Raw genomic sequence first — 12,922 nt, forward strand, 5'->3', positions numbered from 1 at the left:
CCTCTGTGTTAAAGCGGCCATACCCACAATAGCATGGGTAAGCTGACGGCCACCACCAATAACTCCAGCGGCAACCCCATGCGCCAATAGTCACCAAACCGAAAACCGCCCGGCCCCAGAATAAGGGTATTATTCTGGTGGCCAATGGGGGTCAGAAATGCACAGGAGCCCCCAATGGCCACCGCCATTAAAAAAGGATCGGCGTTCACTCCCAGCTGATTAGCCGTGCCCAGGGCAATCGGGCACATCACCGCCGCGGTAGCCGCATTATTCATGACATCAGACAAGGTCATGGTCACCACCAGGATCAAGGCCAGCGCTACCAGGGCACTGCCCTGAGCAACACCATCCAGCAGCCAGGCTGCCAGCAGACTGGCAGTTCCGGTGGTTTCCATCACCTCTGCCACCGGGATCAGTGCCGCCAGCAACACCACGACCGGCCAGTCCACCGCGTTATATACCGACCGGGGAGGTACTGTGCGAAATACCATGGAGGCCAGTACGCCACTGGCAAAGGCAACCGCCGCTGACAACCACCCCAACGCCGCCACCGTGACCGATGCCGCCATGATCACGCCGGCGACCAGCGCTTTTTTCTTATCGGGAATACGCAACTCCCGCTCAGCAAGAGGAACACAGCCGGTGCTCGACGCAAACTCCGCCACCAGCTCAGGAGAGCCCTGCATCAGCAGCAAATCACCGGCCCGAAAAGCCAGCGCCCGCAAGCGCTTGAAAGATCGCTGCCCCTGGCGGGATACGGCCAGCAGGTTCACGCCAAAACGGGTGCGCAATTGTATTCCCCTGGCGGTCCGCCCCAGCAATTCCGAACTGGGCAGAATCACCAGCTCCATCAGGACAATTTCATCGGAGGTATCAGCATCGGGCTTATCTTTTCTTTCTTTAACACCCGAGTCCGGTTCATTGTCGGCCTCGCTTTTGGCACTTTCCCGGCTTTTTTCTTTTTTGTCTTCCTTTTCCTTGTCTGCTTCCTTGGTGGCCCTGTCTTCTTCCAGTTTCAGCCCCAATGACGACAAAGCCTGAGACAGGGCGTCGGCTTCCGCTTCCAGCATCAGAATATCACCGGCTCGGGTACGCCGGCGCGGACTGGGCGGCATGACCCGGACCGAATTGCGCACCAATCCCAGTACCTGGGCATCAGCCTCAGTCAGTGCCTGCTCCAATTCACGCAGGGTCAGCCCCTCCGCCTTACTGCCTTCAGGCACCCTGGCCTCGGTAATGTAAGCCCCCGATTCAAACCCTTCCATACCGGCCTGCTTGCGGGCCGGTACCAGACGCCAGCCAATCAGCACAATAAAGACAATACCCAGCATGGCCACCGCCAGCCCGACCGGCGTGTAGTCAAACATGCCGAAACCGCCGCCGCCGCTGGCCTGACGAAAACCTGAAACAATCAGGTTGGGCGGTGTACCAATCAGGGTCGTCATCCCCCCCAATATGGTGCCAAACGCCAGAGGCATCAGAATTTTACCGGGAGGTAATTGCTGACGGCGGGCCATTTGCAGGGCGATTGGCATCAACAGCGCCAGCGCGCCAACATTGTTCATAAAGGCAGAAAGAATCGCCCCCAGAGCAGTCAGCGCGGCAATAGACATCACCGGACCGGACTGGGCTGGTAAGCAGGTTCGGGCCAGCACATCCACGGCACCGGAACTTTGCAGCCCCTTGCTCAGCACCAGTACACAGGCCACGGTAATCACGGCCGGATGTCCCAGGCTGTCAAAGGCCACCTCACTGGGCACCAGCCCGGTGAAAATACAGGCGAGCAGGGCTCCGGCCGCCACCATATCGTGACGCCAGCGCCCCCACATAAACATCACTATGGTAGCGGCCAGAATAATAAGAATGGTGATCTGTGATTGATCCATACCTGTTGTTTCTCCCGGGGTGGTATCCCGCTCAAACGGGGTTACACAATCACCAGCATTTTTCGAGTGTAGCAGCCTTTTCTTCTCGGGGAAGATAAAAAAGTTGATAAACCATTGAACTTTAAGGTTTATATTTTAACCATATGGCATGTCAGGAATCACCACCAAAGATGGTTTTTCCCCCTTTGGCACGCTAAGATCCCCACTCTTTTATACCGATTGGTGACTTCCATGATAAAGCTTGGCGATAACAACTCCCTTCCCCTGTTACGACTGGACGACAAGGGTGGCTGGCTGGACGGCAGCGACTATGGCGAGCTGTTTTTGCCCAAAAGCCAGTTGCCTGCGGGCTGCCAGCCGGGCGACAGCGTCAATGTTTTTATCTATCTGGATGCCGATCTGGAGCCGGTGATCACCACAGACAGACCCAAGGGACGGGTAAACCAGTTTGCTTCCCTCAGGGTGGTCACCGTTAACCGTCTGGGGGCGTTTCTGGACTGGGGAATGAAAAAGGACATTTTTGTGCCTCAGCGCAACCAGGCCAGCCCCATGCAAACAGGGCGGCACTATGTGGTATACCTTTATCTGGATCACGAAGGTCGCATGGTGGCGACCAGCAAACTGGAGCCGTTTCTCAGCAAAGACACGCCGGACTACCAGGCCGGAGATGAAGTCAGCCTGCTGATTGTGGCCGGCACCCCGCTGGGGCTGAAAGCCATCGTTGATGGCCGCTTCTGGGGGCAGCTGTTCAAGTCGGAACTGCCCGAACGTTTGCCCATGGGTAAAAGCCTGCGCGGATATATCAAGCAGCAGCGCAGCGACGGCAAACTGGATCTGACCCTGTTCAAACCCGGCCCGGGAAAAACCGACGAAGCGGCAGACAAGGTACTGACCCGGCTGGAGGCCGCCGGTGGCAGCCTGCCGGTCAGTGATAAAACCGATCCCGATACCATCTACCGCCAGTTTGGCATCAGCAAAGGTACCTTTAAAAAGGCCATCGGGGGCCTCTACAAGCAAGGTAAAATTGTGATTGAAGCGACCGGGATCCGACTGGCATCAAAAGACTAGGATGAGTCTGCCCTCCGGTTAACATCGCGGATACCTGATAAAAAGGGAGGTTTATCATGGAGCGGGAAGCCAGCAACGCTTGTGCCCTGGTACTGACCGGTGGCGGTGCCCGGGCGGCCTATCAGGTAGGAGTACTGAAGGCAATCGCCGAATGCTACCCCAGAGGCCATGCCATCCCTTTTCCTGTCCTGTGCGGCACCTCAGCCGGTGCCATCAATGCCACGGCACTGGCCTGTTATGCCTCTTGCTTTCACCTTGGCGTCCGCAAGCTGGAATATGTATGGCGGCATCTGCACACCAGCAAGGTGTTGCGGCTGCAGCTGGGCCGGATAGCGGCACATTCTGTCAAAAGCCTGATCAAAGGGGCTTTGGGTCAGCCAGCCCAAATTGCCTTGCCGCTGTTCGATAACAGCCCCCTGGAGCGATTACTGGAAACCCTGATCGATTTTCAGCGCATAGATAACAACCTGCTATACGGGGCGCTGGAGGTGCTGGCCATTACCGCCTCCAACTATAATACCGGCGACTCCACCACCTTTTTTCAGGGCCGGCCCTACCACGAACCCTGGGCCAGAGCCGGCCGTTCAGGCCGTTCTTCCATTATTGCTACCCCCCATTTAATGGCCAGCAGTGCCCTGCCCTTTGTGTTTAAACCCTGCCGGCTGCAGAATCACTTTTATGGAGATGGCTCCATTCACCAGCTGAATCCGCTAAGTCCGGCCATCCATCTGGGCGCCAACCGTATTTTAATTGTCAGCCTGGCCCATGAAGAGCTGGACCCGGCTCATTTGCCCAGCAACCCCAGCAGTTCGGATATTGCCGGCCATTTGCTCGACACCGTGTTTACCGATGCTCTCACGTCAGATATTGAACGTCTGCAACGTATTAACAGCACTATTGCCCTGATACCGGAGCGAAAACGTGAGCAGCTGTCACTGCGCCACATTGATAACCTGGTACTGAAACCCAGCAAAAACCTGGACGAACTGACCCATAAACACTTTCACCGGTTGCCATGGAATATTCGTGCTTTAATGCGTCTGTTTGGGGTAGAAGCCGGCGATGCCACCGGACTTGCCAGCTTTTTGCTGTTTGAACAGGAATATTGCCGGGAACTGATTGACCTGGGATATCAGGATACCCGGGCACGACTGGAAGAAGTCTGCCTGTTTCTGGAGCTGGATGAAGCGATAAGAAAAACGGGCTAGAACAAGGCATTAAGATTAAAGCCGCGGTTTAACCGCGGCTTCAGCATTATGAATGAGGCGTACCGGGCATCAATCCCGTCTGTGGTTCAGCCAGCGTTGGCGGCCACGATCAGTGTCTGGCCGGTGCGCAGAATGTGCTTACTGCTGAGCTGATTCCAGCGCAGCAGATCGGCAATGCTGACACTGAAACGGCTGGCTATCACAGACAGTGAATCACCGGCTTTCACCAGATATGTGCTGGGTTGCGCTGCAGCAGATGCTGATGCACTGACGGCAGGCACCAGCAGGGTCTGGCCAATGCGAATGGTATTGCCACTCAGGTTATTGGCCTGCTTGATGGCACTGATCTGGGTACCATGACGGCGGGCAATCACACCCAGACTGTCACCGCCTTTTACCCGGTAGCGAGCGTAGCTCATGCGCTCTTCGGCAGGCAAGTCGGCCATGGCCAGCTCAAAGGTTTGAGCATGACGTACCGGCACCAGAATTTCGGCATCAATCAGCGGCGAGGTTGCCGTTTGTTTATAAGCCGGATTCAGCGCTTTTATCTGGCTGCGGCTGACACCGGCCAGATCGGCGGCCATGTTCAGATCCACCTGCCCTTCTACCGTCACGGCAGTCACTTGCGGGCGGTTGGGAATAACCGGTACCGCCATGCCGTAGTGACCCGGACGTTTAAGAATATCAGCCAGCGCCATCAGCTTGGGCACATAATTCTGGGTTTCTTTCGGTAAAGACAAAGACCAGTAATCGTTGGCCTGGCCATGACGCTCGTTGGCACGAATGGCACGCTGCACCCGGCCTTCACCCGAATTATACGCCGCCAGGGCATGAACCCAGTTACCGTCAAAGAACTTGTGCAGGTATTCCAGATAGTCAAGCGCAGCCCGGGTGGAAGCCATAACATCGTACCGGCCGTCATACCAGCTGTCGTAGTGCAGACCGAAGTGTTTACCGGTACTTTGCAGCATCTGCCACAGGCCGGCCGCATGGCCATGAGAATACGCTGTGGGGTTAAACGTACTTTCCACTACCGGCAGCAGGGCCAGCTCCATTGGCATGTCCCGTTTTTCTATCTCTTCCTTGATGAGATAGAGAAACGGTCTGGCACGTTCGGTAACGGAATTCATATACTCGGGTTGCTTCAGGTACCAGTTACGCTGAGCAACAACCCTGGGGTGATCCACCGGGATCTCTAGTTCCATACTGTCAGCAATGTACTGCCACAAATCCTGCTGACTGGCACCGGCCTCAGAAGCCTGCGGCCGCTCATCAGCCGAGTGCCTGGTTTCCCGGCCAGCGGCTTTGCGTGAGGCGTAGTCTGCGGATTTGGGGTAGAGTCGCTTGCTTGTTTGCTCAGTACCGCCATGACCATGGGTCTGGCGCGTTGAATCGGTGGATACCGCCTGGCAACCGGCCAGGAGCAAGGCACCGGATAAAAGGCAAAGTCTTATCATCGTGTCTGCTTCTCAAAAAAACGGCGGCCAGTGTATGCTTTGTGAGCAGTTTAATCAAGTTCGTTAAAAATCGTCTTTCCAGCGTCTAAGTGCAGCGAATACCGCGTGCTCTTCATTTAACTCCCTTAAAGCAAACATTTCGGCGGCCGCCCTGACATCGGGCTGTGCCACCCGCAAAAACACATTGATGGCTTTTTCGCGCTCTATGCTTGATGGCAACGTGGGGACGTCTTGCTGACGACATTTCGCGACTTCTTTCATATAAGTCAGCAACCGGGAGTTGTCCGGCTCGACGGCATGACAGAAGGCCAGGTTTGACTGCGTATACTCATGCGCACAATACACCCGGGTGTGATCCGGCAGCGCAGCCAGGCGGGACAGTGAATGATGCATCTGCTCCGGCGTACCTTCAAACAAACGCCCACAGCCCCCCGAGAACAAGGTATCGCCACAAAACAACAGATCGTTGCCGTAATAGGCGATATGGCCCAATGTATGTCCGGGCACCTCAAGCACCGTCAGATCCAGTGCCAGTTCCGGCAGCAAGACCCTGCTACCTTCCTGTACGGCAATGGCAGCGGGAGCCGGCATACGCTCGCCGGCCGGGGCAAACACCTGGGCATCAGGATATGCCGCCAGCAGTTGACTCACCCCGCCGGTGTGATCCTGATGGTGGTGGGTAATCAAGATAGCCACAAGCTCAAGTTCACGTTCGGCCAATGCCGCCAGCACCGGAGCGGCATCACCCGGATCCACCACTGCCGCCTTATGACCATTGCCTATCAGCCAGATATAGTTATCGTTAAAGGCACGAAGCGATATTACATTCATTGTTATTACATCCTTGGCATTCCTGAGAGCCAAAGCTTACCAGAGGGATTATGGACACAGCCAGCCACACCGTTATTCCGGCCCCGCACAGCTGGAGCAGCCTGCCCCGGGGTCGCTATATTGCCGAGCAACTGCAGCACCGGCTGGATGAATGGGGGCCGGGTCTGTTTGGCTTCAGCCTGCTGAAAGTGGATGCTCTGAGTGCCGCCTTGTCGCTGAAGAGCAGTCGGCTGCGCCAGGATGTGGTCATGGCTCAGAGAGAGCTGGAGGGCGTTGATTTACTGGGGGATCTCACCGCCATGCCCTTTGCTCCGGGCAGCCTGGACGCTTGTTTGCTGGCTCATGTGCTGGAATACAGCGCACACCCTCATGCCATTCTGCGGGAAACAGAAACCGCCCTGCGCGATGATGGCTGGCTGATCCTGACTGGATTTAATCCCTATGGCAGTGCCGGTCTTGCCCGCTGGCTGCCAGGCTGGCGCAAACGTCTGCCTCACTGGCGCACCATGGTGGCACCGTCTCGGGTAGAAGACTGGCTGAAGCTGCTGGGATTTGAGGTGATTAAGCGGGATTACATCGGGTTTACCGGCCTGATGCCCTGGCTGGCCCACTGGCAGCGACAACGCTGTCCGCAGTTTTGTCCTTCCCCGGCCGCCGTATATATTTTGCTGGCCCGCAAACGCCGCTTTCCGCTTACTCCGGTCCGGGAGCAGCGAGCGGTGGCCCCCCCGGTAACCAGACCCGAAATGGCCCGTCAGCAAGAGTAACCGCTGTCTTCCTGATGTTGACTGCTATTCATCGCGGCTTCGCGGGCCAGATCGTCACAACGTTCGTTTTCAGGATGGCCGGTGTGACCTCTTACCCAGTGCCATTCCACCTTGTGCAGCTGGCACAACTCGTCCAGCTGCTGCCACAGATCCGCATTTTTTACCGGCGTTTTCGCCGCCGTTCGCCAGTTATTCCGCTTCCAGCCCTTTATCCACTGCGTGATCCCCTGACGTACATATTGGCTGTCGGTGGTTAAATCCACCTCGCAAGGATGACTCAGTGCTTTCAGCCCTTCAATCGCAGCCAGCAGTTCCATACGATTGTTGGTGGTCATGCTGTAACCACCGCTCAGCTCTTTGCGGTGCTGCTTGTAAATGAGCACGGCTCCATAGCCTCCCGGCCCCGGATTGCCAAGGCAGGAGCCATCGGTAAATAGCTGAACCTGTTTCATTATTGTTTTTCCGTAAGATAAAAGCTGTAAGCCCCGAGTCTGCCATAAGTTCAGGGTATGGAGCCAGCAGGTACTCTTATCATGGCGCAGCACAGGCGATATACTGACAAGCTGCATTTACCGGAGGAATAAAAACAGTGCTCACTGAATCTGGCTATCAGCGCCAGGTGGTTCTCGATACCGAAACCACCGGTATGAATATGGACTCCGGTCCGCATTACCTCGGCCACAGAGTCATTGAAATTGGCTGTGTGGAAGTGGTGAACCGGCGCTTAACCGGCCGGCATCTGCATATGTATCTCAAACCGGATCGGCTGGTCGATGAGGAAGCCATCCGGGTTCATGGCATTACTGATGACTTTCTTGCCGATAAACCGCTTTTTACCGACAAGGTTGATGAATTTCTCGACTTTATTCGCGGTGCCGAGATGGTGGCTCATAATGCCCCCTTCGACGTGGGCTTTCTTGATTATGAAATGGAGCTGCAGGGTCGCCCCGAACGCATGGCTGAGCTGTGCAAGGTAACCGATACCCTGGCTCTGGCACGCCAGCTTTATCCGGGCAAACGTAATAACCTGGACGTGCTGTGCGATCGTTACGGCATCGATAACAGCCACCGGACGCTGCACGGGGCCTTGCTCGATGCGGAAATCCTGGCTGATGTTTATCTGTTAATGACCGGCGGCCAGACCAAGCTGAATTTATACAGTGACGGCGGTGAACGCAGCAGCAATGGTAGTGAACTACGCCGCCTGCAATCCGGCCGGACCCCGCTGAAAATTATTCGCGCTCAGGGTGCCGAGCTGGAAGCGCATGAAAGCCGGCTGGATTTAATCGAAAAGAAAGGCGGTAGTTGCCTGTGGCGCCCATGATGATAAAAACCCTGTTTTTTGTTCTGACGCTGCTCCCCTTTACGCTGCTCGGTAAAGAGCAGCACGCCCGCTGGCTGAGCAACACCTTCCGGATTGATCCATCAATCAAGGAAGTAACGCTGTTTATTGAACGGGAATCCTCTTCGGTGCCCGTGGTGTTGATCAAACCCGACGGCAGCAAGCTTTATTACCAGCGCCATCCCGACAATGTGAGCTGGGCTTCCACCCCGGAGCGCGATGTCATTACCCTGTGGAAACCTCAGCCCGGCCCCTGGCAGGCCACGGGCAAAATTGCCGGTGAACATGGCATTACCCTGCTCAGCGTGTTCCATTTGCAGATGGATGCGCTGCCCACCAGGGTATTTCAGAATGAAGTCACTCAGCTGAATGGTCAGCTGGCCTATAAAAACACCACGTTGGATGCCAATTACTATCTTGATGGGCTAAGCCTGAAGGCGCTGCTTTATGCAGAAGACAATAACGCCGATAAAGACGCCTTCAGCCTGGCACCACTGGAGCTTGGCACTTTTAAAGACGACGGCACCGGTGCTGATACCCTTCCCGGGGACGGGATTATGACTGCCGAAATCATTTTTGATGCCCTGCCGGGGAATTATCTGTTTCAGGCGGAGATATCAAACGGCGTACTGGCCCGCTATGTTCAGAATAAAGTGCTGCTCTACCCGCAACCGGTGCGGGCCCGTTTTACCACGCCCGACTCTTCCCGCCAGTGGCGGCTGGAATTCGAAACAGACAGCGATGTACTTGTTGACAGCCTGACCATCACCGGTGAACTGATTAACCCGCTGGAGCAGTCAGTGGCCATTTCCGGCCAGGGCCGGAGTATTGACCTGCCGCCAGCCCTCCAGCCCGGCAACTACCGCTGGCGAGGCCGGGCATATGTGACCACCATGGACGGCCGCGAAATTCAGATCAAGTTGAAAGATCAGGTCGTGCGGGTAGTGCCCCCCCTGCCTGGCCCGGACGAAAACCACACGCTGGCTGCCACCTCTTTTCCTCTGTGGCAACAATGGTGGCTGTGGGCTTCTGCGGCGCTGGCGCTCATGCTCACCGTGGCCGGAGTGTGGTGGTGGCGCAGCAGAAAAGGTCATCAAAAGTGATGTTTTTAAACATCAGTGTATGAAAATCAACCTGACGGTTTAAAACAAACACTTTTGTGCTTGACGGAACAGGCCGCCGGCCATATTATTCGTCCCGCTTGCAGCGACAAGCACCGGAGCGGTAGTTCAGTTGGTTAGAATACCGGCCTGTCACGCCGGGGGTCGCGGGTTCGAGTCCCGTCCGCTCCGCCACATTTAAAAAGCCCTTAGCTAGTTGATAGCTAAGGGCTTTTTGCTTTCCTGTCGTTAGTAAAATCACACATCAACATTCTGTCAAGTCACCCCTCATGTCCAAACCGGGCTCTTTCTGGACCACTCCCGACACAAATCAGAACGATTATAAGTAGCCTATTTACCCGAATATCACAGACAGTTTAAGTGAGTTCTTTTTAAAATCAGCGGTATGACAATGAATTTATCTTAATCATGCCCTACTCCTTCTCCGGAGTGGTGCTGTTAACTACCTTTCTCTGTACCCGAAAACAGGTATCGCCATCCCTCTCATCTATTACTATCAGGGGGACAGTATGCCCTCCCCAGCACACAACCCTGGCATGCCAGGAAATTTTAAAGATTTAAAATCAATAACATAACAAATAACCATGTAATTTTAAGGTCATTATTGTCGAACAGAATCAAATAATAATGATTTTCATTGAGCTTTTTTCTCAACTTAAGGGGCATTAGGGAAAAGTTGCAGAAAATGTTCAGGAGAAACTCGTGCGGAAAAAGAAGTTAGCCTTTTGCATTCGGAGAGAAATTGAGAAAACAGCGCGTCACGTGACGACTGCTTCAAAATATCTTGGTATCGGCGTGACCCTCTTAAACTTGTCATTCATGCCGCAAAGTGCGCTAGCCGCCACCGAAACATCACAAATCGTCAATCTTCCAGAGGCTCCTCTCACAACCAGCCTGACTACCTTAGGCCGGCAATACGGCGTCAATCTGGTATTTACGGCCAGTGAACTAGACGGGTTAACAAATAGTCCTGTTCGCGGACAGCTCACCCTGCCAGAAGCACTGGACAGCCTATTGCAAAACATTGGCTTTGTCGCGGAAAAAAGCGGCGACAGCTACCTGATTCTCAGGCAGCAACCCCTGATGTTTGATAGCCATGTAACAGTGCTTGATCAACTGTTGGTCAAAGGACGAGCAGGTCTTGACCAGGTTAACAAGACTGCGACAAAAATGGATCTCAGCATCAGAGACACGGGGCGTTCAATTGTTGTACTGGATGAGCGCGCATTGCGCGAAATGAATGCAACAGCAGTTGATCAGGTCCTGGACTATGTACCTGGTTTCAGTAACAACGATACGGCAGCAGGCTCCCTGATGGTACGTGGCTTAGTAACAGACTATAACAACGTACTGATAGACGGCCTGCGCACACTGCAGGGAGTCAATGATGGAGATGGAGGGCGAACCGGATCTATTCTGCCAAGTACCTATAACCTTGAGTCAGTGGCCTTTCTCCGGGGGCAAGATGGCTTGTTATACGGCTCTGGTATTGGCGGTGGCATGATCAACCTGACCACCAAAAAACCGGAAGCTGAAGCGTCCACCAGCTTGGGAGTACATGGAACCTCTTATATTTCCAGTGATGTTGGCTACTTTGATCGTAATCATCTGGCGTTCAACCTGGATAGTACAGGCCCGCTCTCCGATAATGTGCTCTATCGTGTCATGGCTCAGCGCACTCCATCGGGAGACTTCTTCCAGAAAGGCTTGGAAGTAGACGAAAAGCTGCTTGATACATCAATGACATTCCTGATTGGAGACAATACACGCATCACTCCTCGCATCGAATACGCCGAGCGTAATTTTTCAGGCACTGGCAGCGTTGGCAAGGTATTTGAAAAGGGCTACTTCTCTTCGAATGAAGACTATGGGACCCCCACACAACGGGAATATCAGTACGGCAGCCCCGAAGATTTCAACAATAACACCACCATTAATGCTGACCTGACTCTTCAGCATGATTTTAACGAAGACTGGTCCCTGTCTTCACGACTGCGTTACAGCGAAACGGAAGCAGAGCAACGCTCCCTGGAACTGAGTATCCCCAGAAACCCGCTTGCCGGTGCACCGACCCAAGACAGACGTTGGCGCGGATATAAAAACGATGATAGCTACAAGTTGCTAGACATTGGAGTGCAAGGTCAGTTCACAACCGGCCCGCTTTCTCACCATTTACTATTTGGAGGAAGTTATCGGGACTTCAGTACTGACTACGGCGGTAACTACCAAAGCTCTTCGTCGTCTGAACATAACGAAGTTGATGTCAATAACCCGAATGATCAGATTACAGGTCCGGTACCAGACAATGTTCTGAACTATGAAATTACGCCAAAATCGGTCAAGGATATCAACATATACCTGAAAGATCGTATTACTTTCGGTGATCTTGTCATCACCCCGGGGGTGTCTTATGTTCAGCAGGATCAGGTACGTTCCAGAAGCAGCCGGCTGAGCTTCGTTAAAGTGTATGAAGACTCCTACAGCAAGTTCATCTGGGACTTAGGGCTGCTTTATAAGCTGAGCGACGATTTCAACGTTTTCGCGACGTATAGCTATGCCTATGATCCGCTCAACGTGCGTTACATTGGGCAATATGGTTATGAGTATCATGGTCTGGGCACAGACGACTATGTCCCGGTCGAAGGCAACAACTATGAAGTTGGCTTCAAGGCTGATTTCTTTGATAATAACTTGACCACGTCCGTCACTGCTTTCCAGCTCGATCGTGAAAATAAAACCAGCTTTGATTGCAACCTCGATGGAATCGAAGGGTGCCTGCTGACTCAGGAAAAGGGCCCCAACTTCCGTTCTAAAGGTGTTGAAGTCGATCTCACATTTACTCCAAACAGCCAGTGGTCAGGAAGCCTTAACTATGCTTTCACTCGATCAGCCTTTACTAAAGGAGCAGACAAAGGCATACAGTCTGATAATAGTCCCAAACACAGTGTTGCCTTATGGAATCGTTACCGATTGACTGGTGATTTAAATAATTTCAAGCTGGGTCTTGGTTTGCGTTATGAAAGTGAACGCCGTTTCAGTAGTAATGTTGTCCCTGCCTACATTGAAGCAGATGCAGGCGTTTATTACGACAATGAAGACTGGGAAGTCGCACTTCTTCTGAAAAATGCGTTCGATGAAAACCGTGCCGAAACTGGTAGCAGAAACTTTTTGGTTACCCCAAACGCCCCCCGCGCACTGACATTTTCCGTTAAACGCCATTTCTAAAGCCCTGACTGAGCCTC

The 12,922-nt window shown here is 53.8% G+C and carries 10 protein-coding genes and 1 tRNA gene; 7 read left to right on the plus strand and 4 right to left on the minus strand.

What is annotated here, in order from left to right; genetic code table 11:
- Positions 1 to 8 precede the first annotated feature (8 nt).
- Positions 9 to 1,886, minus strand: coding sequence for an SLC13 family permease (locus tag B6S09_RS00745; RefSeq protein ID WP_094276586.1), 1,878 nt, complete (start codon positions 1,884 to 1,886; stop codon positions 9 to 11).
- Positions 1,887 to 2,117: 231 nt separating this feature from the next.
- On the opposite strand from B6S09_RS00745, the gene B6S09_RS00750 reads away from it, so the two are divergent.
- Both B6S09_RS00750 and B6S09_RS00755 read left to right on the plus strand, forming a co-directional pair.
- A complete protein-coding gene (locus tag B6S09_RS00750) occupies positions 2,118 to 2,954 on the plus strand; it encodes a CvfB family protein (protein ID WP_094276587.1) in 837 nt (278 codons plus the stop codon).
- Positions 2,955 to 3,010: 56 nt separating this feature from the next.
- Complete coding sequence (locus B6S09_RS00755; protein WP_094276588.1) at positions 3,011 to 4,162, plus strand: patatin-like phospholipase family protein; 1,152 nt, start codon at positions 3,011 to 3,013, stop codon at positions 4,160 to 4,162.
- 86 nt (positions 4,163 to 4,248) lie between these two features.
- Here B6S09_RS00755 and B6S09_RS00760 read toward each other — a convergent pair whose 3' ends face one another.
- Complete coding sequence (locus B6S09_RS00760; RefSeq protein WP_094276589.1) at positions 4,249 to 5,619, minus strand: LysM peptidoglycan-binding domain-containing protein; 1,371 nt, start codon at positions 5,617 to 5,619, stop codon at positions 4,249 to 4,251.
- Positions 5,620 to 5,682: 63 nt separating this feature from the next.
- Positions 5,683 to 6,450 (minus strand): hydroxyacylglutathione hydrolase, encoded by a 768-nt coding sequence (gloB, locus tag B6S09_RS00765; RefSeq protein ID WP_094276590.1) that lies wholly within the window; start codon positions 6,448 to 6,450, stop codon positions 5,683 to 5,685.
- A 50-nt stretch (positions 6,451 to 6,500) separates the two neighbouring features.
- Between gloB and B6S09_RS00770 the strand changes: the two genes are divergently transcribed.
- Positions 6,501 to 7,217, plus strand: coding sequence for a class I SAM-dependent methyltransferase (locus B6S09_RS00770; RefSeq protein ID WP_094276591.1), 717 nt, complete (start codon positions 6,501 to 6,503; stop codon positions 7,215 to 7,217).
- Here the strand turns inward: B6S09_RS00770 and rnhA are convergent.
- Positions 7,205 to 7,672 carry a ribonuclease HI gene (gene rnhA, locus B6S09_RS00775; RefSeq protein WP_094276830.1) on the minus strand — a complete coding sequence of 156 codons (468 nt, stop codon included), beginning with the start codon at positions 7,670 to 7,672 and terminating at the stop codon, positions 7,205 to 7,207. The genes B6S09_RS00770 and rnhA overlap by 13 nt on opposite strands.
- Positions 7,673 to 7,806: 134 nt before the next feature.
- Between rnhA and dnaQ the strand changes: the two genes are divergently transcribed.
- From dnaQ to B6S09_RS00795, 4 genes are all read left to right on the plus strand, one after another.
- On the plus strand, positions 7,807 to 8,541 hold the full coding sequence (gene dnaQ, locus B6S09_RS00780) for a DNA polymerase III subunit epsilon (protein WP_094276592.1): 735 nt from the start codon (positions 7,807 to 7,809) through the stop codon (positions 8,539 to 8,541).
- Positions 8,538 to 9,662: a choice-of-anchor X domain-containing protein gene (locus tag B6S09_RS00785; protein WP_094276593.1), complete on the plus strand. Its 1,125-nt coding sequence runs from the start codon at positions 8,538 to 8,540 to the stop codon at positions 9,660 to 9,662. The genes dnaQ and B6S09_RS00785 overlap by 4 nt, the downstream gene beginning before the upstream one ends.
- Before the next feature lie 115 nt (positions 9,663 to 9,777).
- A tRNA-Asp gene (locus B6S09_RS00790) sits at positions 9,778 to 9,854 on the plus strand.
- Positions 9,855 to 10,382: 528 nt separating this feature from the next.
- Entirely contained in the window at positions 10,383 to 12,905 is a 2,523-nt protein-coding gene (locus tag B6S09_RS00795; protein WP_134113948.1) for a TonB-dependent siderophore receptor, read from the plus strand.
- The last annotated feature ends 17 nt before the right edge of the window (positions 12,906 to 12,922 follow it).

The sequence above is a fragment of the Oceanimonas baumannii genome (genome assembly GCF_002245495.1).
GTDB classification, from domain to species: domain Bacteria; phylum Pseudomonadota; class Gammaproteobacteria; order Enterobacterales; family Aeromonadaceae; genus Oceanimonas; species Oceanimonas baumannii.